This is a genomic window from Longitalea luteola, from assembly GCF_017356035.1.
Classification (GTDB): domain Bacteria; phylum Bacteroidota; class Bacteroidia; order Chitinophagales; family Chitinophagaceae; genus Niastella; species Niastella luteola.
Genome location: NZ_JAFIQX010000005.1, coordinates 352,665 through 374,424 on the forward strand (window position 1 = coordinate 352,665; position 21,760 = coordinate 374,424).

Below are 21,760 nucleotides of genomic sequence, written 5' to 3' on the forward strand. Positions count from 1 at the left end.
GAGCTTTGTACCTTTTAATCCTTTACCTTGTAACCTGAAACCTGTAACTTGTAACCCATGAAGAGACTGATCTTTCTCTTATTTGCCATGATCGTGCAAATTAGTTGGGCCCAAACTGTTGCCCTGAAACTTGCCAACGCTGTAAAAAAGTTTGAAGCCGATGCCCAGGTACAACATGGTATTTTCAGTATATATGTGGCCGATGCAAAGACCGGTAAACCGGTGTATGAGCACCAGGCGCAAATCGGGTTGGCGCCAGCCAGTACCCAGAAACTGTTTACCAGTATAGCTTCCTTTGATCTACTGGGCGCGGATTACCGCTATAAAACGGTGATCGGTTATGATGGCCGTATCGAGAATGGCGTATTACATGGGAACCTGCATATTAACGGTTATGGAGACCCTACATTGGGCAGCTGGCGTTGGGCAGATACCAAAGAGGAAATCGTATTCAAAAAAATAATAGCAGCGCTGCAGCAACATAACATTACGCGCATTACGGGCCATGTATTATTGAATGATTCGGCATTTTCAGTGCAACCGCTGCCTGGCGGCTGGATCTGGGATGATATTGGCAATTATTATGGGGCAGGCAGCTGGGCCATTAACTGGCACGAAAATCAGTATGACCTGCATCTGGCGCCGGGAAAAAATGAAGGCGACACTACCAGGATCGTAAAAACAATTCCCGAATTGCAGGGCTCTGTACTGAGCAACTATATTACCACTGGCAAAAGGGGGAGCGGCGACAATGGATTTATTTATTTACCGCCTTACTCAAGAACAGGTTTTACCGAAGGCACTGTGCCTATGGGCAACGAATCGTTTGTTATTTCGGGCGCTTTCCCGAATGCCCCTGTACAGTTTGCACATGAGCTGGAACAATTATTGACTAAACACCATATTGCCGTTACAGGCAGGTTCAAAATATATTCAACGAGCAAGGCTCATGCTGCACAATGGCCGGCGATGCAAAAGGAATTGACGACGCTATTGTCGCCAACAATGGAAAACATTAATTTCTGGTTTTTACGCAAGAGCATCAATCTTTATGGAGAAGCGCTGATAAAGACCATCGCCTGGGAAAAAAGCAGATCAGGGTCTACGGAAAAAGGCGTTGAACTGGTGCGCAATTTCTGGGCGGCCAATGGAATAAACAAAGGCGCCATCAATATGATCGATGGCAGCGGGCTGTCGCCCCAGAACCGGGTTACCACCCATGCCGAAGTGAAAGCATTGTTATATGCGAAGAACCGGCCCTGGTTCAATTCGTTTTACAATGCGCTGCCCGAGTACAATGGGATGAAAATGAAAAGCGGTTCCATCGGCGGTTCAAGGGCATTTGCCGGCTATCATACCGCAAAAGACGGAAAGCAGTATGTGTTCTCTGTTATAGTAAATAACTATGAACGGTCGGCGGGAGACATCGTGAAGAAGTTATATACAGTGCTCGATGTGCTGAAATAGGATTTCCGATTTCGGGATTTCGGGATTTCGGGGTTTCAGGATTTCGAGATTTTGGGATTTGGCTAATCGGAATTTTAAGATTTATCGGAAAGTTGAAATGTAAGCAAATCTCAAAATCTCAAAATCAGAAATCAGCAATCAGAAATCAGAAATCTAAAAGAATGTTTTTAATTTATCGTACAGTTGCGCAGGCATCGTCGTTTTCTGCATGCCATTGGCAGTAACGAAGTAAAGCACTACACGGCCTACCGTGAGCAGTTTTTTGTTCTCATTAAATACTTCCTGGTGAAATTCAATTTTATGATCGGTGGGTAATTCCTTCAGGGTGGTTTTAATGGTAAGCAGGTCGTCGTAATGCGCGGTACGCAAATAGCGGCAATGCATTTCAACCACGGGCATAATAACGCCCATCGCTTCCATATCTTTATAGGTAAAACCCAACTGGCGGATAGATTCAGCACGGCCTACTTCAAAATACTGGGCATAATTGCCATAGTACACTACATTCATCTGGTCAGTTTCGGCATATCGAACACGGATCTGGGTTTCGGCGGTGAACATGGTCAACGGTGAATGGTCAATGGTCAATAGCTAATCCAATTTGAAATGAACTGCTGTTTGCATAATGCGATCTTCGAATGACCCTGACTTATTTAATGTTAAATAAAAAGTTTGAAACAATAGACATGAACAGCGGGTTGTAAATGATCAGTGGCGGGTTCTGAATACGGGTACCATTCACCACTGACCATTCACCATTCACTTATTTGCCCATAGCGCCATCGATGCTATATTTGCCAGGCCCCATTAACAGGGTGCTGAAAAATCCGGCGAGATAAATTACGGCTACTTCATTATTACCCCTGAATCCTTTGTGGATCATGAAAACGGCCACTAAAAAAGTGATCACAATAGGAATGGTCATAATGCGGGTAAAAAGTCCCAGAATGACAAATACGGCACAAAACACTTCAGCAAACAGCACCAGCATCAGCGATGGCATATGCCCAATATGAAACGGATCGGGGAAGCTGTTCTGTCTTTCAGCAAAATGCTTCAGCTTGTCAATTCCATGATTTACGAGGAGCAGTAAACCGAAAGTAACACGTATTAGTAACACGGCGATATTAAATGCGGTTTCGGAACAGGCTGTGCTCAGTAGTCTTTTCATGAGTTCGTTTTTAAGGTAGGTCAAAAATACGGGTATTTATTTTTCACATTTAGTATTAAAAAGATTTGTTAATCCTGCCACTTATCCACATCTGTTTGGAACGATGTTTGGTTAAAGGTTAAATATTTAGAACCTTTACGAAGTTTTACCTATCACCTTAAGGACACTGGAATGAAACAAACGACAGCCTTCATAACCCTTTTAGGTCTTTTTCATTTTTCCTATGCCCAGCAAACACGTGTATTAACAGATCCCCAGGCAACATTCAAGCAAGCAAAAGAATATTATCAACGGGAACAATACAGTCTGGCATATCCATTATTAAAAGACCTGCAGCTACAACAAACCTCGGCCGACCGTAGCGACCAGGCTATAACGTACCAGGAAATAAAATATTACAGCACGGTCTGCGCCCTGAAGCAAAATGAAGAAGGCGCCGTTTTGAATGCCCGTAAATTCATTGAACTGGAAGATAATGCCGCCCGGGTGCAAATGATGAGCTTTCACCTGGCTGAATATTATTTCCGCCAGGGTGATTATGCCCAGGCAGCTTCCTTATACGAAACCGTTAAGATCGGCAACCTGAGCAACCGGGAAATTGCCGATATGAAATTTCATCTCGGGTACGGCTATTTTGTTTCTAAACAGTTCGACAAGGCCAAACCGATGTTCGATGCCATCAGGCAGATGAAGGATGATCCCAATTATGCCGATGCCAATTACTACTATGGGTTCATTTGTTTTTACGAAAAGAAATACAAGGACGCACTCACTGCCTTTACCGTGGTGGAAGACCATCCCAATTATGGTAAGGTGGTGCCTTTTTATATTGCCGGCATCTATTATTCATTAGGTCAGAAAGAGAAAGCGCTGGAATATGCCGAGTCGAAACTGAAAAGGGGCAATCTCTTTTACGATACACAGATGCGCCAGATGGTGGGCCATGCTTATTTTGAAAAAAGACAGTTCGATAAAGCGCTGCCGTATCTGGAGTCCTACGTTAAAAAAGCGGATAGTGTAAAACGCGAAGATATCTACGAGCTTTCCTACAGCTATTACGAAGCGAAGAACTGGAACAAAGCGATCGAGGGATTCAAGCAGATCAGTGGCAAAGATGATTCACTGGCGCAGAACGCGATGTACCTGCTGGGCGATGCCTACTTAAGAACAGGGCAGAAAGCCAATGCCCGCAACGCCTTTCAATTGTGTGCCCGCAACAGCAGCAATCAAAAGCAACAGGAAGTTTCGCAATTCAATTACGCAAAATTATCATACGAATTGGGTTACCAGGACGTAGCCCTCTCCGAGTTACAGGAGTTCCTGAACAAGTATCCGCAGTCAGAATACAACAACGAAGCAAAAGAGCTGCTGGTAAATATGCTGGCCAGCACCAACAACTATAAAGATGCCCTGGCGTTGATCGAATCGGTGAAGAATCCATCTTCCAATGCCAGGAAACTGTACCCGGTGGTATTATATGGCCGGGCTACTGAACTCATCAATGATGGTATGCTGGTTACTGCCAACGACCTGCTCACCAAAGCAGAGGCAGACGCCAATAATACGGGTGTATTACCCCAGATCCAGTTCTGGCGGGGCGAAATTTCGTATCGGCTGAACAAACTGGATGATGCTATCCGCTATTATTTTGAATACCTGAAACGCCCGGTTTCTTATATAGAAATAAATCCAACCAATGCTTATTATAACCTGGGTTATTGTTTCTTAAAAAGAGAGAACTATAACCAGGCGCTGGGTTATTTTGAAAAAGTGGTCAGTAACCCGAAGATCAATGCCAGTGCACTCGAGCAGGACGCATATGTTCGCAGTGCCGACTGTTATTATATGAACCGCGATTTCAAGAAGGCAATGGCCATGTATGATAAAGTGATCGGTTACTCATGGGCGGCGGGCGACTATGCCACCTTCCAGAAGGCCATGATCACCGGCGTAAATAATGAAAAGGAAAAGATCAATCTGCTTACTACCATTGCACGCCGTTATCCGCAATCGAACCTGCTGGCCGATGCCAATATGGAAATTGCTATGACCTATATTGCCGGTGAGCAGTTCCGGGAAGCTATTCCTTATTTAAAGAATGTGGTGAGCGATCCGGTGCCATCACTGAAGCCCAAGGCTTACCTTAAAATGGGTATCGCATATTACAACCTGAACAATGATAACGAAGCGCTGAAACAATATACCAATGTCCTGCAACAGTTCCCCAATTCACCGGAGGCAGAAGCCGCATTGGAGAATGCACGCCTCATCTATGTAGAGCAGGGCAAAACCAGCGAGTACATAACGTTTGCCCGTTCTGTGGGTAAGGAAATTACCACCAACCAGGAAGATGAGTTGATGTACCAGCAGGCAGAAGTGCAATTCAATAATGGTAATTTTCCCGGTGCAGCCAAAAAGTTTGAGGAATATCTTACCCGTTTCCCCGATGGCAAATATGCTATGGAAGCATTGTACTACAAGAGTGAAATTTATTATAACCAGAAAGACTGGACCAAAGCGGCCGAAGGTTATGAAAAATTATCAGACCTGGTGCCTAATAAATTCGGCGAAAAATCATTACTGAGCGCCGCACGCCTGAACTTTTTTGAACTGAAGAATTATGAGAAGGCTGAGAAATATTTTACCAGGCTGAAAGAATTTGCCACCTCGCAGGAAAATAAGCTGGAAGCCATGCGTGGATTGCTGCGCAGCCAGTTCCAGTTACAAAAATGGACGGATGCTGTTACCAATGCAAAAGACCTGTTGAGCCAGAAAGGTATTGGTTCAGACGATAAGGTGATTGCGAATATGGCCATTGCGAAATCGTTCCAGACGTCCAATCAATGTGACCAGGCGATCAGTTATTACCGCCAGGTTGTTTCCCTCAATAAATCAGCTTATGGTGCAGAAGCCCGGTATGAGATTGCCAATTGCTTCCTGGTGCAGGACCGCCTGGCCGATGCAGAGAAAGCAGCTTTTGAAGTGGTGAACAAATCCGGCTCATACGAAGTTTGGGTAACCAAAGCCTATCTTTTGTTAGGTGATGTATACCTGAAACAGAAAGATTATTTCAATGCAAAAGCCACTTACCAAAGCATAGTGGACAATGCCAAACTGGAAGACCTGCGGCAGGAAGCGGAACGCAAGCTGAAACAAACGCAGGAGGAGGAGAGGAAGAACAGTAAAGTAGGGGGCTAGTTAATAAGTTATTTAGTTCTTAAGTTATTAAGTTAATAGGTTATTGGATTGTGAGGCAGCAATGAAATTCGTGAGCTATTCACTCACCATTTACCATTGACGATTCACGATTTCACCATTCACGAACATCGTTATTCAGATGAATAAACAATTCAGAACAACAGTTTTCCTTATCAGTGGTTGTTTTTTAGGTTCTACCGTAATGGCGCAGGAACCCAATAAAGGAAAGACCATTGATGTAACCTCTACTTTTAAACCGGTTTTACGGGAGGCATCAAAGATCAATTTCAATGCAACAGAGCCGGCAGTGGATACCACCAAACCCCGGCTGAATTATAATATACCGGCGCAGAACCTGTTTTTTACCTATCAGCCGGCGGGGGTTCATCCGGTGGCGTTAAAGGCGGATACGGGCAATAACTGGGTGAACAGTAATTACATCAAAGCGGGTATCGGTAATATTCATCAGCCCTTTGTAAAAGCAGGATTCAGTTTTGGCGATGGCCAGAAAACCTTCTTTAATATTTTCGGTAATCACTATACGTCGAAAGGCGAACTGCCTTTTCAAAAGAACAGTCAGACCAGTGTGGGCGCGGCAGCTACCTACAGAACCTCGAAGAACCTGGAGTGGAATGGAAGCCTGGGTTTCCGCAGTGATGATTATTATTTGTATGGCTTTAAACCCGATTCACTGGCAGAAGTGTTCACCAAGGACGATCTGAAGCAGAAGTTTCAGACCATTGAAGGAAAGGTCGATTTCAGGAATATTGCGCCCACAGAATTCGGGCTTAATTTTCACCCGAGCATCCGGGTGAGTGGCTTTAACGGAACTACATTTGGCAACAAAGCCACAGAGACCAACACCGTGCTGAACCTGCCGCTGGAAAAGACCTTTGGCGACAGTGAGAAATTTGCCTTTAATATTGGCGCCACCGCTGATCTTACCAACTATAAGAACGACAATCTGAAGACCGATAAGAAAAGTATTCAGAACAATTTATACCAGATCGCAACAGCGGTATCGGTTAAGACCGGTAACCTGTACCTGCATGCAGGAATTCTGCCCTCATGGGATCAGAAGAAATTCCACATGCTGCCCAATGTTATGGCCGACATCACTACCAATGACAAACAATTCACGCTGCAATTGGGTTGGGTAGGCTCTTACAGCAAGGGATCGTACCAGCGTTTTGCGTCCATCAATCCCTGGCTGGCGCAGCCTGATTCCCTGGTGAATACCCGTACCATAGAAATGTATGGCGGTGTTAAGGGGTCGTTGGGCGATCATTTCACCTATTCTGCTAAACTGGGTTTAGCTACTTATCATAATATGCCATTATTTGTTAATGACACACTTTATGGCAACACCTTCAATATCCGCTATGAGCCCAAGATGAATAACCTGCGTTTGCACAGTGAAATCGGGTATACGGTGGGCGAAAAGTTCAGCGCTACTGCCGGGCTGACATGGAACAATTATTATAAGCAGGAGCGTGAAGCAGATCCCTATGGTTTAATTCCTATAGAATTAAATGCGGCGATCCGCTGGCAGTTATTGAAAGACCTGTTCTTTTACAGTGAACTGTGGACCTGGACCAAACCTAAATACCTGTCAAAGAACGGCGACAGCTATAAAGGGGACAATGCATTTGACCTGAATGCAGGAGCCGAGTTCAGGATCACGAAAAACTTTAACCTGTGGGTACAGCTTAACAATTTGTTAAATGACAGGTACCAGCGCTGGAACCAGTACGAGGTATTCGGGTTTAGTATTTTGGGAGGTATAACGTATTCATTCAATACAAAATAGGCTTAAAGCCTAAAGCTGAACGCTTGATGCTTAACGCAGACTACCTTGATGGTGTCTTTTGCCTTAAGCGTTAAGCGTTTGACGTTTAGCGGTTTCTGGGGTGGTGGATAAAGGTTTTAGGGACATTATGTGCTTAAAACCAGAAAATTTTTGTTTTTTGCAGCGTAAACAACGGAATATTATGAACAATGTGCTGGTAAGTTATCTGCTTCAACATAGAAGTATCAGTATTCCCGGACTGGGTTCAATGTATATAGAGCGCATTCCGGCGCAAACTGATTTTGTGAACCGTCGTATTCTTCCTCCCGATTACCATTTCCGTTTTGATAAATATTTCGATGCTCCGGATAAAGATTTTTTCACCTATCTGGCCAAACAGCAGAACATTGCCGATTATGAAGCCATTAAATGGTATAACGAATGGGCATACGAGTTGCGCAGTAAATTGCGCGAAGGAATGGAAGTTCAGTGGGATGGCATAGGAACACTGAAAAAAGATATCTCAGGAGAAATAGTTTTTGAATCGGCAGGCCGGATACCCAGTTTGCAGGAACATACGCCGGCCAATCGCGTGATACATACCCATACACAGCACACCATGCTCGTGGGTGACCAGGAAGTGACGCGGAAGATCTCCAGCACAGACCTCGTTGAAACCTCAGCATCAAATAATAATGTAATATCTGGTGATGAACAGGCGCCCGAGTTGTATGAGGAGCAGCCGCCTAAGAAAAAAGGCTGGTGGATCTTTGCCATAGTGCTTGCTGCACTTGCTTTGACGGTGATCTTCCTGCGGATGTACCGGGATGGACTGGTTACATCAGCTGCAGGAAACCAACAACCGATCCAGGCAGCTCCCTGATATTTTTCTTTTAAACAATTTGAATTTTCTTTTCTTTGCAGGTCATAAATACCTGATGTCGTCACCTATACATTATACCACATGCCCTGCCTGCGATTCGTCTGAGATCCGTCGTGTACTGGCATCAAAGGATCATACGGTTTCGCAAAAAATGTTCGAGATCTGGGAGTGTAGCCGTTGCACCATGCGATTTACCCAGGACGCACCCCAACAGGATGATATAGCTGCTTATTATCAGTCGGAAGACTATATTTCACACAGCAATACCAGCAAAGGACTGGTGAACAGATTATATCTTCGAGTGCGCGAACGTAGTTTGAAAAATAAAAGGAAACTGGTACAATCGTACACCAATGCCGAAAGCATGCCCCGCCTGCTGGATGTTGGTTGTGGTATTGGCGCATTTATGGATCATATGCGGCAGTTTGGCTGGCTGGTAGAAGGGGTTGAACCCAGTGAAACCGCCCGTGAAAATGCCGTAAAACAGTACGGATTATACGTATATCCTCCCGATAAATTCTTCGATAATTCCTTTGGCGATTTCGATGTCATTACCATGTGGCATGTGCTGGAGCATGTGCACCTGTTGAATGAGTATATGGACCGGCTGAAAGAATTGTTGCGCCCGCAGGGAACCCTGTTCATTGCCGTTCCTAATTATACGAGCTACGACGCCGGCAAATATAAAGAGCATTGGGCCGCGTATGATGTTCCCCGCCATTTGTATCATTTCTCTCCTGACTCCATGCGGTTACTGCTCGAAAAACACGGACTGAAACTAAGAGCCGTAAAACCAATGTGGTTCGACAGCTTTTATGTAAGCATGTTAAGCGAGAAATATAAAACCGGAAAAGACAGTGTGCTGAAAGGAGGCATCATGGGCTCCATTTCCAACCTGAATACGTTATTCCACAAAGAACAATGCAGTTCGCTGATCTATGTGATCGGGGAATAAAAAGAGTTACAGGTTTCAGGGAAATTGTTACCGGATACCAGTCGCCGGTTCCCGGCCCTGCAAATTAAGATCTAAGACATTTTTTGGCATTCTGCAATCTACACCGCTGGTAACTGTACTTGGTAACCTGTAACTGGGGTAACCTGCAACTTGAAACTTGTAACCTGTGACGCTTTCCTAATACTGTAATACTTACAAGTAAGCACCAGACGATCCTGTTTACTGTATCTTTATCTCATAAATAAACGGCCACCTTTTGCCGGTAACAAGTACCTGACCGGTCTCGGGGTTGTATGCAATACCATTTAATACATCGGCGCCCGGGCGCAGGGAGGAGGCTTCTTTCTGCAGGTTCTCCAGGTTAATACGGCCGACTACTTTACCGGTTGCCGGGTCGATCTTGAGAATATAGGATGTTTCCCATTGATTGGCATAGATGTAGCCGTTGATGTATTCCAGCTCGTTCATATTGGCTACAGGGCCATTATTATCCGTTACCCGCAAAATGTTCTGAAGTTTGAGTGAATCAGGGGTAAGGTAATACAGGTTGCTGGTACCATCGCTCATGATGAGGTGAGTTGAATCATGGGTTAAACCCCAGCCTTCCTTGGAAGGAAGTTTGAATTCTTTGATCTTTTTAAACGTATTGGCATCGTACACAAAGCCGATCTGGCTCGTCCAGGTAAGTTGATACAGTTTATCATTGAAGAAGGTAATACCCTCGCCGAAATATTTTGTTTTATCCAGCTGCACTTTGGTAGTTACTTTGCCCGTTTTCAGGTCGCTGATGCCCAGTTCAGAGGGGTAGGGGCTTTCGTCGGCATTGCCGCCGGAGCTTTCGAACAGCTGTCCTTTATAGAATTCGAGGCCTTCTGTAAAATAGGAGGTATCGTGAGGATATTTATTCACTACTGCATATTGAATGGCAGGGATGGCTTCCGTTACAGACATGTTATTAGCGTCACCATTGCCGTTTTCGGTCTCGTTACAGGCAATGAGCGTAGTAAAGATCACGGTAGCTGCAAAAAGTATTCTATTCATAATAAAGGGCGTAAGCTTTCAAAAATACGATCGGAAAGATAAGCAAAGCTTAAAGAATAATTAATTTTTGAATTTATGGGGGATTTTGGGCTGATAAGTTTAGTTGTATCCATAATGTTTACGATCGCTGATCACAGCACGCTTGCTACGGATCGTTGCTAGGCTGCAATGGATCATTGTTTCGTGTATTTTCATCGTTGCTGCCTGTAACCAGGTCATTGTTGGTTGTTATTACAGCGTTGCAAGCTGTTACCTCAACACAGTAGGCTGTTATGTTACCATTGCAGGTTGCTAAACGCACAAAGCAGGTTGCCATGATCCAAGATCGCTTTGCAATAAATCGTTGCTGAGTTGCAATGGTCCATTACCATAAAGAAATGGATCATTGTTGCGTTGAAACGATCCGAATTCAGGTTGAAATGATATAAATACATGTGTTCTTAGTTCATAACAGACTGAAATGACTTCATTGCATGCTGACATGAAGTAATTTCAAGCTGCAATAAGCCAAAAGCAAATGATCTTATTTCATTGCAAAGAATCAATGATGAGAAGTCAGCTTGCAGCGACCATTTCGGGTGAGCAATGATCTATCGCAAGCCAGCAGTGATCCTAAGTAGGCCCGAAATCGTACATCGCAGGCTGGCTAAACACCGAAGCAACGTGGTTTGTTCCGTTGCAGGCCAACAGTGATGGAAAGCGATTTGATGGAAGGTGGTTGCAACTGTATTTCTGACCTTTTATCAACGCCTGCATAAAAAAAGGCATGGCAAATTTTTGCTGGTATTATTTTTTTAGCAGAAATTAGGCTTGCGATATAAAACCAGAACTTGCCATTTTGAATGATCTCTATCATATCAGATCGCTCCAGGAGCGCATTGCTTTGTATGAGGATATGCAGGCTTACCATGCTTTGTATGATCTTTTCTTCCATAATCTCCACCGGTTTTGTTACTCCTTTGTAAAGTCATCGGAAACAGCCGAAGAAATTGTTTCTGACGTATTTATCAAATTATGGCAGATCAGGAACAAGCTGCCGGAGATCGAAAACCTGAAGGTATATCTCTATCAGATCGCCAAGAACTTCTGCCTTAATTATATTACCCGCCATTTCAAGAACCCCGTGGCCAGTCTCGATGAAATGGATATCGAAGCGGTGATCTGCCTCGATAATCCCGAAGAACTGTGCATTTCTGCCGACATCATTAACACCATTCAACAAACCATAAAACAGCTGCCGCCCCAGTGCCGCCTCATCTTTCAAATGGTAAAGGAAGATGGCATGCGCTATAAGGAAGTGGCTGATATTCTGCACATTTCGGTGCTCACCGTGCGCAACCAGGTAGCCATAGCCACCCGCAAGATCGCCGAAGCCTTACCAGCCTCCATCCGTGAATCGGCCATTCGCCTCCGCTAAGGCTACGGCGGACAAGTCGTGAACCGACATTCGTCAATCGACAATCGTCAATTGTCAATCCCCAATTGTGAATTCGAAAAACCGGTACCTGGCAACCGGTACCCTGTACCTGGCAACCGGTAACCGGTACCCGGCAACCGGCAACCGGTACCCGGCAACCGGCAACTTTTTTTTCAAACCCTTGGTACATCAGGAACGGATCCCTTGTCTTAGCAGGTACAGCCATCCTTTATGAACGAAGAAAGAGTCTGGTTTCTGTTAAGTATACAGCTTTCAGGCGAAGCCACCCCGAAAGAACTGGAAGAACTCAATAGCCTGTTGAAGCAGCATCCCGAATGGGAATTGCGTGCTGAGCTCATGCGCAATATGTGGCGCAGCAAACGGCCATCATCGCCGGTAGCGGCCAGTCATTTTGATAAACACCTGCAACGCCTCAGCAATCACCTGGCGTTGCCTGCCCTGCAGTTTGACAACGAAACAACAGAAAGCGACCCTGCAGAAACAACAACAGAACGGCGCCGCAACCCACTCCGATGGCTTTGGGCGGCTACCGCCGCTGCGGCCTGCCTGGTGATCTTTTTGCTGGTGTACATGCCTGCCACAAAAAGAGAAGCCAAACCCGTTGCCAGTAATACGATCAGCACCCGCCCCGGCTCCAAATCGAAAGTGGAATTGCCCGATGGTACCCAGGTTTGGCTGAATGCTGATAGTAAATTAACGTACGGGCAAAACTTTTCAGGAAATACCAGAGAAGTTACCCTTATCGGCGAAGCCTATTTTGATGTGGCGCATGCTTCGTCTCCCGAAACCGGCAAACGTATCCCGTTTATCATTCATACCAATTCCATTGATATAAAGGTATTGGGCACCGCATTCAATGTTCGCTCTTATCCCGCTGAAAAAACCACGGAAACAGCGCTGATCCGCGGATCCGTAGAAATAACCCTGCATAATAGTCCCGACAAAAAAATAGTGCTGAAGCCCGATGAAAAGCTCATTGTTAAAAATGATAACGCTGCCGTTATCAGTACCGCCAATAACGACAGCAGCGCCGGCTGGCCGGATAATGAACCTGTAATGACATTGAGCAGGATACGTCCATATAAACAGGATACCACCAGCCACTTTGAAACCATGTGGGTGAAGAACAAACTGGCATTCGAGAATGAAGCGTTCGATCGGATGCTGCCCGAAATAGAAAGATGGTATAATGTAACCATCGTATTGAAGAATGAATCGCTGAATGGACTGCATTTCACGGGTGTCTTTGAGAACAAATCGCTGGCCGACGTAATGGAGGCTTTGAGTATTTCCCGTGGATTTCATTATGAGATAAAAGGCGACCGGGTCACTATATGGTAAGAACAAATAGCTATATATACGCTGTATAACGATTGTGTAACCAAAACGATTTGCAATGAACAAACGAACATGACTTCGTAAAAACAAAACGGAGAATGTTGGCGCATTCCCCGTTGATGTTAAATTCTGAAAACCTTCTTGCGAGAAATTCTCATCCTTTAACGATTCAAAACTAAGTTATGAAAAAAAATGGATGTAGGGCATTCTCATGCCCTGCCCCTGTTATCAAATGCTTGCTGCTGATGAAATTGACTGTTCTGCTTATTTGTTATTTCTCACTTCAGTCTGTAGCGCATGTAGGGTTTGCCCAGGAGAAAGTGACGTTGAAACTGGCAAATGCTTCCCTGCGAACCGCCTTTAAAATAATTGAGCGGCAAACCTATTTCAGGTTTGTCTATAATGAAGAGATCTTACCAGCCGAACAAAAGATCAATATCAATGTGCAAAGTCAGCCGGTGGGCAATGTGGTGAAGCAGCTGCTGAATAACACGCCGCTTACCTTTAAAATTGTGGGCAGCGATCTCATCGTTATTTCAACCGAACAAAAAGAAGCTGCGGAAGCCCGCACGCCACTGGCCTTTGAAGTATCGGGCCGCGTTACAGATACCCGCAATAATCCATTGCCCAACGTGACCGTGCAGGAAAAAGGTACGAGCAATGGAACTTCCACGAAAGAACATGGCACCTATTCCCTGAGTGTGTTTAATGAAAATGCAGTGCTGGTGATCAGTTCTGTTGGTTTTCTCGACCAGGAAATACCCGTGAAAGGACGGCATGCCATCGATATAGTGTTGCAGGAGAATGTCGCTGATCTGAATCAGGTAGTGGTAATAGGCTATGGTACGCAAAAGAAGTCAGATGTTACCGGTTCGGTAGTATCTGTTCCGAAAGCACGTTTATCTGAACTGCCGGTGACCAACGTTTACCAGGCTATGCAGGGCTCGGTAGCGGGCCTGAACATTACACAAAACTCATCTGTGCCGGGCAGCGGCGCTACCGTTACGGTAAGAGGTATTAATTCTATCAATGCCAACCGAACGCCATTTATTGTAGTGGACGGTATTCCCTTCAGTACAACAGGTGGTAATATCAACGACATCAACTCAAATGACATTGCCTCTATTGAAGTGTTGAAAGATGCATCGGCCGTGGCCATTTATGGCACCCGTGGCGCTAATGGCGTAATACTCATTACTACCAAGCGTGGTGCTTCCGGTAAACCGCTTATCCGCTACAACGGTTATATGGGTTTGGAAAACCTGGCGCATGTAATGGAGCCCAACAGCCCGGAAGGGTATGTGCAAAAATATGCCGACTGGTGGAAGCAGGTGAATCCTACCCAGGCACAAACCGATGTGTTGCCGAACGCGTATGAAATTGCCAATTACAATGCAGGCAATACCGTTGACTGGATCAAAGAAGTAACCCAGCAAGGCATCATCCAGGATCATAACATCAGTGTATCGGGCGGAACCAAAGACGTAAAGTATTATCTCTCGGGCGAATACCTGAAGCAGAAAGGTGTAGTAAAAGGGTATCAATACCGGCGCCTGAGCATTCGTTCGAACCTGGATGTAAACCTCACCGACTTCTTAACAGTGGGAACGTCCTTATTTTTCGCCAATAACAATTACGACGGCGGAAGAGCTAACTTTTATCTTGGCGCTATTATGAGTCCGTACGGAACATTGCGCAAGGCCAATGGTGATTATGAGATCTTCCCTATGAACCCGGAATTATTGTACCTGAATCCTTTGCTTGGTTTGTATACCGATCGCATCAGCCGCGGCAATAACCTGAACGGAACTTTTTATGTTGAAGTAAAACCGGCTATTATCCCTGGTCTGAAATACCGGGCCAATGCTGCCTGGTCATACCTGCCCCGCGACAGCGCCAACTACGTAGGCCGCAAAGCCAATGACCAGTTGGGAACAGCCATTGTCATGAACGCCCATAACAAGAACTGGTTGTTTGAAAATATCATCACCTATACAAAGGACTGGCAAAAACATCATATTGATTTTACCGGTTTATACAGCGCCCAGCGCAACGATTTCTTTGGAAGCAGTACGACGGGTACCGGTTTTGTGAACGATGAGCTGTCATACAAGAACCTGAGTGCGGCGGCCACCCTAAGTGCCGGGTACCTGGGTTATTTCAATGGCGTTAACGTATACGGTTCGTATGAGAGCCGAAGTACGCTCATCTCGCAAATGGGCCGGTTGAACTATAATTACGACAGCCGCTACCTGGTAACGGTTACCGCGCGGCGCGATGGCTATTCCGCTTTTGGCGCCAATACCGACAAATACGGATTATTCCCGTCCTTTGCCCTGGGTTGGAACATCAGCAATGAGAAATTCATGGCTCCGGTTACGTTCGTCAACAACCTTAAACTGCGCGTTTCCTACGGTAAATCGGGTAACCAGGCTATTGACCCCAATGGAACTGCTTCTACCAATGCTTCCGTTCGTTTTCCTTTCAACGGCGTAAGCACTGTTGGTGCTGTAAGCACCAGCACGATGGGCAACAGGAACCTTACCTGGGAAACCACCACCGGCTTTAATACCGGCCTCGATTTCTCGTTACTGAACAGCCGGATCAATGGTACCATAGAAGTGTATAGTACCCGCACGAATGATATCCTGCTAAGACGCAATCTGCCTACAGCCACCGGTTATAACACCGTGTGGGATAACCTGGGTAAATTAGCCAATAACGGATTTGAAATTACCCTGAACACGGTTAACGTAAAAGCCGGGGAATTCAAATGGGAAACCATGGTGAATTTCTCCCGCAACCGTAATAAGATCATTGACCTGTATGGTGATAAAAAAGACGATCTCGGCAACCGGTGGTTCATCGGGCAGCCGCTGTCGGTAGTGTTCGATTATGTGCTGGAGGGGGTTTGGCAAACCGGCGAAGATGCTTCCAGCCAGGATCCCGGAGTTAAACCAGGCGATCTGAAATTCGCTGATCTGGACGGCAGCAAAACCATCACGGCTGATGATAAACGCGTGCTGGGCTCCACATTACCCAAATGGATCGGTGGCCTCACCAATACTTTTCATTACAGGAACTGGCACCTGAACATTTTTATTCAAACTTTCCAGGGTGCTATTAAAAATAACGTAAACCTGACCTGGGCCGATGAAGCGGGCCGTATGAATACGCCGGGTGAGATCGGTTACTGGACAGAGGAGAACAAAAGCAATTCCCGCCCATCGCTGCGCTATACCAACAGCCGTGGTTATGGTTATGCTTCTGACAACAGCTACACCCGCATCAAAGATGCTACTTTAAGTTATACTACGCCTCAACGATTGTTAAACAAGACCGGACTGGGCAGCCTCACTTTTTATCTAAGTGGTCGTAACCTGTATACATTCACCGACTGGGTAGGCTGGGATCCCGAAAATGACTTTACTTTCCGCGGAAGCGGGGGCTGGGAGAACAACTACCCACTGGTAAGATCATTCATTTTCGGTGTTAATGTAGGACTTCGTTAATTGATCAACTTAAATTTTTTGGAGAAATGAAAAAGCATATCATCACCATATTGTGCGTGTACATGGTTTTGCAGGGATTGTATTCCTGCAAAAAAACTTTCCTCGACGAAAAGTTGTATTCGAATTATGCGCCTGAAACGCTGACCGACAGCCTGGGCTTTGAAGCGGCTGCTATCGGTTTATATTACCAGATGGGATTGTTCTTAACCAAGAGCGATGCGCAGGGCTGGCCCAGTGTATGGCAGGCCGGAACTGATATTGCGTTCGTGCCGCCTACGCAAAAGCAGGGCATAGAAGTACCTTATTATGATTATTCGCAATTGATCTCTACAGATGCTGCTGCTTCCTTTACCTGGAGCTGGGCCTACCAGATGATCAATAATGCCAACAATATTATTGCGAACGCAGAGAATCCGGCCATTACCAGTTTGTCAGATGCCGCCAGGAACACTGTCAATGGTGAAGCCCGTTTTTTCAGGGCCTATGCCTACAACACCCTGGCTACCTTATTTGGGAGAGTGCCCATTATTACAGAACCGTTATCCAGGCCTAAAACAGATTTTGTGCGCGCCTCACTGGATTCTGTAAACGCATTGATCATCGAGGATCTCAGCTTTGCGGCAACCTGGCTGCCCACGATCGATAATGTGAAATCGAACTCAAAAGGCAGGTTGTATGGCCGGGCCAACAAGGCCATGGCGCAGCAGTTACTGGCAGAGGCCTACTTGCGCATGGGAAAGAACGATCTGGCGGAAGTGCAATGTAAAGCCGTTATCAACAGTAACAAGTTTAGTCTGACCAAATCGAGGTATGGCATCCGCACGAGCCAGCCCGGTGATCCTTTTTCTGATATGTTTGTATATGGCAACCAGCGGTACGGACAAGGCAATAAAGAAGCCATCTGGGTATTGGAACTGGAAAATACAAGTACCGTAGTTGGCGGTTACAGTGGTGCTCCCCAACAGCGGCGTAACTGGGGTGCTGCGTATTACCAGATCACCGATATGACCATCTGCGATTCCCTCGGTGGCAGGGGCATTGCCCGGTTGCGCCTTACCGATTGGGTAGTGTATGGCTTGTATGAGCCCGGCGATATGCGTAATTCCGAGAACAATATCCGTCACCGGTTTTATTACAATACAGCAGGAAAGCCCAATTATGGCCAGCCTGTTCCGTACGTAGGCGCTGATACGGTGTTCAAGATCGCGCCGCATACTACCAAATGGTACCAGTTCGATCCCAACGATGTATTCGGATTTGCGATGGTCAAGGATTTCATTTTAATGCGTTTGGGCGAAACCTATTTGCTGCTGGCAGAAGCGCAGTTCAAACAGGGGAAGCTGGCCGAAGCAGCTGCTTCGTTGAATGAGATCAGGACCAGGGCGAACGCTACACCAGTAACAGCCGCGCAGGTGAATATGGATCTCATCCTCGATGAAAGGGTGCGCGAATTGTTAGCTGAAGAGAACCGCCGCATGACCTTGATGCGTACCGGCACACTGGTTGACCGCACCAAAAAATACAATACGCAAAATATTAATCCGGTATTGGGGCTGAACAGCAAACACCTGTTGTTACCCATTCCGCAGGCGGAAAGGGATTTGAACAAGGATGCAGTGTTGGAGCAGAATCAGGGTTATTAGATTAGTTGACCAGTTGACCCAGTTAACTAGTTAACCCGTTAACTGGTCAACTTCCTGCCTATGTAAGGATCATATATTTTTTTACCAATATAGCTTAGTGATAATCGCCCGGTTTTACTATACATTTCATTATTTTCGACGGAAATTAAAGCTATCCATGAGATCACCTGTTATTGTTCCTGCGTTGTTATCAATGGTTATAACGATAAGCGTAGCCTGCCAGGCGCAGAAGAGAGCGACTGCGGTAAAAAGCGATGCGCTCCTGCAAACGATCGCCACGAATTTTGAAGATGGCGCGAAGCAATACAAAGTATTAAAAGCAAGTTTGCCGCCCGGCCGTTTCCCGAAGACGTATTATCCGCAAACCGGTAAGTCAGAGACCAGTGGCTCGGGCTGGTGGTGCAGCGGTTTTTATCCCGGCACGCTGTTATACCTGTACGAAGAAACCCGCGATACTGCGCTGTACAATGAAGCCGATCGTATCCTGGGCATATTACAAAAGGAGCAATATAACACAACCACCCACGACCTTGGGTTTATGATGTTCTGCAGTTTTGGTAATGCCAACCGCATCAAACCAAAAGAGGAGTACAAAGCGATATTACTGAACAGCGCCAAATCACTTTGCACGCGGTTCAATGAAAGAACCGGTTGTATCAGGTCCTGGGATTCTAAAGATCCGTCCGATTTTCTCGTGATCATTGATAACATGATGAACCTGGAGCTGTTGTTTGAAACAACCAAAGCAACCGGTGATTCCTCTTACTATAAGATAGCGGTTACCCATGCCAATACCACTTTAAAGAATCATTTCCGCCCTGATAACAGTTCTTACCACGTATTGAATTATGATGTAAATACAGGCGCGGTTAAACAGAAGAAAACAGCGCAGGGGGCAGCTGACGCTTCCGCCTGGGCGCGCGGCCAGGCGTGGGGTCTATATGGTTATACGGTTTGCTATCGCTATACCAAAGACGCAAGTTACCTGCAGCAGGCGCAAAAGATCGCCAAATACATTTTGTCGCATCCCAATTTACCGGCCGATAAGATCCCTTACTGGGATTTCAATGCACCCGAAATTCCCAATGCCTTGCGCGATGCATCAGCAGCAGCCATCATGGCTTCCGCATTTATTGAATTGAGCCAGTATACCAAAGGGGCAGCCGCCCGGGAGTATCTGCAGGTGGCAACGACCCTCATTAAAAACTTATCAGGTGCCGACTATAAAGCTGCTGCCGGAACGAATGGAGGTTTTATCCTGCAGCATGGAGTAGGGCATAAACCTGCCGGCACTGAGGTAGATGTGCCTTTGACCTATGGCGATTATTATTTTATTGAAGCGTGTAAGAGATATAAAGAGTTGAGTAAATAACTGGCGGCTGGTAGTTACAAAACAGGTGTGGCACCCTTTTAAAGGGTGCCACACCTGTTTTGTATTCAAAATATAAATATTTCAATGTGCTCAATGCCCCGGGTGTCCATTTGCTTATTTCAGATTATCCGGGTTGGGAATGAAGTTGAGGAAAGCATGGAATTGCGAGTCATAACGACGCTTATCCAGCTTATAATAGAAGGCGCCTTTTTTAGAACCCTCTTTTTCCTTTTCCTTTTGTTTAATGAGCAGTTTGGTAGAAAGTATTTTGCGCGTGAAATTACGTTTGTCCAACACAGTATCATACACGCCGGTGTACAGGTTGTACAATTGTGGAAGGGTGAACTTTTCCGGCATCAGCTCAAACAAAATAGGGTGGAAGGCCGCTTTATAACGAAGTTTTTCCTGGGCCATTTTCACCATGCGGCTATGGTCGAAGATCAGCTTGGGTATTTTTTTCAGGGAGAACCATTCGGCGTGGAAATCGTCGCTCAGTTGCTTTTCGTATTTATGAATATCGATCAGGGCAAAATAGGCAATGGAAACAGTGCGTTCTTCAGGGTCGCGATTGGGTTCGCCGAAGGCATACAGCTGTTCTATATATACATTTTTAAGACCGGTGAGCTGTTTAAGGATGCGGGCGCCGGCCTGTTCAAAATCTTCATCAGGCTGAACGAAACCACCCATAAGGCTCCATTTGCCTTTTTCGGGTTCAAAACCTCTTTGGATGAGCAGCAGTTTTAGTTCATGACCGTCAAAACCAAAAATGATACAGTCAACCGCAACAAGCATGCGTTTTTGCTTGGAATAATGTTTCATATGAAAGTGAATCGGTCCATTTTACTACTACAATCGAGTAATTATAATAGTGGAAACGGATAGAATTTTGGGTTAAAGTAATAAGAAAAACCGAACAATAATATAACCGTGTGATGAAGATAGCTATTTTTTTTAAATAGGGCCCTCGCCATACCCTTTGCACAGGGCCTATTTGCCGGTTTTTGCAAGTTGCAGCCGTCTGCCGTTCACCCATACATGTCATTTACTAACGATGATCAGGAAATCACGTCTTAAATAAAGATCCGGGTACCCGAAAAGCTTTCCCGGAAGTCTTTGGGTGTACAACTTTTTTTCTTCTTAAAGATCCGGTTGAAGTTCGAAATATTGTTAAAGCCGCAGTGATAGGCCACTTCAGCGATCGATTGGGTGGTGTCTATCAGCAATCGCGACGCATGGCCCAGCCTGATCTCGGTCAAACTATCGATAAATGTATTGCCGGTACGCTGTTTAAAAAAGCGGCTGAAGGCGGCGTCAGACATATTGGCCAGCCTGGCTACTTCGTTCAGTGTGATCGGTTTGTCAAAGTTGTGGTTCATATACTCCAGCGTTTTTTCAATGCGCCGGCTATTATAAGTGTATTGTTCGGTATTGTTGAAGGAAGCGTCTGATAAAATACGCATATTGCGTGAGATCGATAAATCGTGTAGTATTGACATTAATTCAAGCACTGAATCGAATCCCTGCTTCTGGTTCAGCTCTATAATACGGGGCGCCAGCTGCTGGGTCGTTTCTTTGGAGAATAAAATGCCCCGCAGCGATTTTTCCAGCATCGTGCGGATGAAGCTCAACTGGTTCCGGCGCAGGAACCTTTCATCGAAGAGGTCTTTATGAAACTGGATGGTGATCTCCCTGATCTCTTTGCTGCGGCAATGATGGGTGAACCAGGCATGCTGCAGGTTGCTGCCTACCAGCACCAGTTCCAGCTCATCAATCTCTTCAATATGATCGCCGATCACACGCCTGGCGTTTTTGGCGTTATGAATAAAATTGAGCTCGAACTCTTCATGATAATGAAGGGGAAAATCAAACTCAGATTTGATGCGGGAGAAAAGGGTAAAACAATCACTTTGCGTCAGGGGCGTTATTTCCCGTAATAAAGTGCTTTTCATATGC

16 protein-coding genes are annotated in these 21,760 nt (G+C 45.6%); 11 read left to right on the plus strand and 5 right to left on the minus strand.

Going from position 1 to position 21,760, the window contains the following annotated elements:
• Positions 1-57: 57 nt before the first annotated feature.
• Complete coding sequence (gene dacB, locus JUB15_RS15545; protein ID WP_207513408.1) at positions 58-1,467, plus strand: D-alanyl-D-alanine carboxypeptidase/D-alanyl-D-alanine endopeptidase; 1,410 nt, start codon at positions 58-60, stop codon at positions 1,465-1,467.
• 153 nt (positions 1,468-1,620) lie between these two features.
• On the opposite strand, the gene JUB15_RS15550 is transcribed toward dacB, so the two are convergent.
• Together JUB15_RS15550 and JUB15_RS15555 are read right to left on the minus strand one after the other, a co-directional pair.
• Entirely contained in the window at positions 1,621-2,055 is a 435-nt protein-coding gene (locus JUB15_RS15550) for an acyl-CoA thioesterase (RefSeq protein WP_242696359.1), read from the minus strand.
• A 175-nt stretch (positions 2,056-2,230) separates the two neighbouring features.
• On the minus strand, positions 2,231-2,638 hold the full coding sequence (locus JUB15_RS15555) for a DoxX family protein (protein ID WP_207513409.1): 408 nt from the start codon (positions 2,636-2,638) through the stop codon (positions 2,231-2,233).
• A gap of 171 nt (positions 2,639-2,809) precedes the next feature.
• Between JUB15_RS15555 and JUB15_RS15560 the strand changes: the two genes are divergently transcribed.
• The 4 genes from JUB15_RS15560 (at position 2,810) to JUB15_RS15575 (ending at position 9,463) form a co-directional block, all read left to right on the plus strand.
• Positions 2,810-5,836, plus strand: coding sequence for a tetratricopeptide repeat protein (locus JUB15_RS15560; RefSeq protein WP_207513410.1), 3,027 nt, complete (start codon positions 2,810-2,812; stop codon positions 5,834-5,836).
• Positions 5,837-5,975: 139 nt separating this feature from the next.
• Positions 5,976-7,646: a TonB-dependent receptor gene (locus JUB15_RS15565; RefSeq protein ID WP_207513411.1), complete on the plus strand. Its 1,671-nt coding sequence runs from the start codon at positions 5,976-5,978 to the stop codon at positions 7,644-7,646.
• 157 nt (positions 7,647-7,803) lie between these two features.
• On the plus strand, positions 7,804-8,508 hold the full coding sequence (locus JUB15_RS15570) for a hypothetical protein (RefSeq protein WP_207513412.1): 705 nt from the start codon (positions 7,804-7,806) through the stop codon (positions 8,506-8,508).
• 55 nt (positions 8,509-8,563) lie between these two features.
• Positions 8,564-9,463 (plus strand): class I SAM-dependent methyltransferase, encoded by a 900-nt coding sequence (locus tag JUB15_RS15575; RefSeq protein ID WP_207513413.1) that lies wholly within the window; start codon positions 8,564-8,566, stop codon positions 9,461-9,463.
• A 219-nt stretch (positions 9,464-9,682) separates the two neighbouring features.
• Here the strand turns inward: JUB15_RS15575 and JUB15_RS15580 are convergent, their stop codons facing one another.
• Complete coding sequence (locus JUB15_RS15580; RefSeq protein WP_207513414.1) at positions 9,683-10,504, minus strand: glutaminyl-peptide cyclotransferase; 822 nt, start codon at positions 10,502-10,504, stop codon at positions 9,683-9,685.
• A gap of 838 nt (positions 10,505-11,342) precedes the next feature.
• Here JUB15_RS15580 and JUB15_RS15585 point away from each other — a divergent pair.
• The 6 genes from JUB15_RS15585 to JUB15_RS15610 all read left to right on the plus strand — a co-directional run bounded on the left by JUB15_RS15585 (position 11,343) and on the right by JUB15_RS15610 (position 19,807).
• Complete coding sequence (locus tag JUB15_RS15585) at positions 11,343-11,921, plus strand: RNA polymerase sigma-70 factor (RefSeq protein ID WP_207513415.1); 579 nt, start codon at positions 11,343-11,345, stop codon at positions 11,919-11,921.
• 67 nt (positions 11,922-11,988) lie between these two features.
• A complete protein-coding gene (locus tag JUB15_RS15590; protein WP_207513416.1) occupies positions 11,989-12,156 on the plus strand; it encodes a hypothetical protein in 168 nt (55 codons plus the stop codon).
• Positions 12,153-13,283 carry a FecR family protein gene (locus JUB15_RS15595; RefSeq protein WP_207513417.1) on the plus strand — a complete coding sequence of 377 codons (1,131 nt, stop codon included), beginning with the start codon at positions 12,153-12,155 and terminating at the stop codon, positions 13,281-13,283. Before JUB15_RS15590 ends, JUB15_RS15595 begins: the two co-directional genes overlap by 4 nt.
• A 242-nt stretch (positions 13,284-13,525) precedes the next feature.
• Positions 13,526-16,792 carry a TonB-dependent receptor gene (locus JUB15_RS15600; protein ID WP_242696360.1) on the plus strand — a complete coding sequence of 1,089 codons (3,267 nt, stop codon included), beginning with the start codon at positions 13,526-13,528 and terminating at the stop codon, positions 16,790-16,792.
• A gap of 26 nt (positions 16,793-16,818) precedes the next feature.
• Positions 16,819-18,435 carry a RagB/SusD family nutrient uptake outer membrane protein gene (locus JUB15_RS15605; RefSeq protein WP_207513419.1) on the plus strand — a complete coding sequence of 539 codons (1,617 nt, stop codon included), beginning with the start codon at positions 16,819-16,821 and terminating at the stop codon, positions 18,433-18,435.
• Positions 18,436-18,592: 157 nt separating this feature from the next.
• A complete protein-coding gene (locus JUB15_RS15610; protein WP_207513420.1) occupies positions 18,593-19,807 on the plus strand; it encodes a glycoside hydrolase family 88 protein in 1,215 nt (404 codons plus the stop codon).
• 114 nt (positions 19,808-19,921) lie between these two features.
• Here JUB15_RS15610 and JUB15_RS15615 read toward each other — a convergent pair whose 3' ends face one another.
• The gene (locus JUB15_RS15615; protein WP_207513421.1) at positions 19,922-20,626 is read right to left on the minus strand and encodes an NUDIX hydrolase; all 705 of its coding nucleotides are present in this window, start codon (positions 20,624-20,626) and stop codon (positions 19,922-19,924) included.
• Between the two features lie 251 nt (positions 20,627-20,877).
• Positions 20,878-21,756 (minus strand): helix-turn-helix domain-containing protein, encoded by an 879-nt coding sequence (locus JUB15_RS15620; RefSeq protein ID WP_207513422.1) that lies wholly within the window; start codon positions 21,754-21,756, stop codon positions 20,878-20,880.
• Between the last annotated feature and the right edge of the window lie 4 nt (positions 21,757-21,760).

Coding starts and splice junctions, on each gene's coding strand:
- dacB (WP_207513408.1), top strand. CDS start 58: ATGAAGAGACTGATCTTTCTCTTATTTGCCATGATCGTGCAAATTAGT.
- JUB15_RS15555 (WP_207513409.1), bottom strand. CDS start 2,638: ATGAAAAGACTACTGAGCACAGCCTGTTCCGAAACCGCATTTAATATC.
- JUB15_RS15560 (WP_207513410.1), top strand. CDS start 2,810: ATGAAACAAACGACAGCCTTCATAACCCTTTTAGGTCTTTTTCATTTT.
- JUB15_RS15565 (WP_207513411.1), top strand. CDS start 5,976: ATGAATAAACAATTCAGAACAACAGTTTTCCTTATCAGTGGTTGTTTT.
- JUB15_RS15575 (WP_207513413.1), top strand. CDS start 8,564: ATGTCGTCACCTATACATTATACCACATGCCCTGCCTGCGATTCGTCT.
- JUB15_RS15580 (WP_207513414.1), bottom strand. CDS start 10,504: ATGAATAGAATACTTTTTGCAGCTACCGTGATCTTTACTACGCTCATT.
- JUB15_RS15595 (WP_207513417.1), top strand. CDS start 12,153: ATGAACGAAGAAAGAGTCTGGTTTCTGTTAAGTATACAGCTTTCAGGC.
- JUB15_RS15600 (WP_242696360.1), top strand. CDS start 13,526: ATGAAATTGACTGTTCTGCTTATTTGTTATTTCTCACTTCAGTCTGTA.
- JUB15_RS15605 (WP_207513419.1), top strand. CDS start 16,819: ATGAAAAAGCATATCATCACCATATTGTGCGTGTACATGGTTTTGCAG.
- JUB15_RS15610 (WP_207513420.1), top strand. CDS start 18,593: ATGAGATCACCTGTTATTGTTCCTGCGTTGTTATCAATGGTTATAACG.
- JUB15_RS15615 (WP_207513421.1), bottom strand. CDS start 20,626: ATGAAACATTATTCCAAGCAAAAACGCATGCTTGTTGCGGTTGACTGT.
- JUB15_RS15620 (WP_207513422.1), bottom strand. CDS start 21,756: ATGAAAAGCACTTTATTACGGGAAATAACGCCCCTGACGCAAAGTGAT.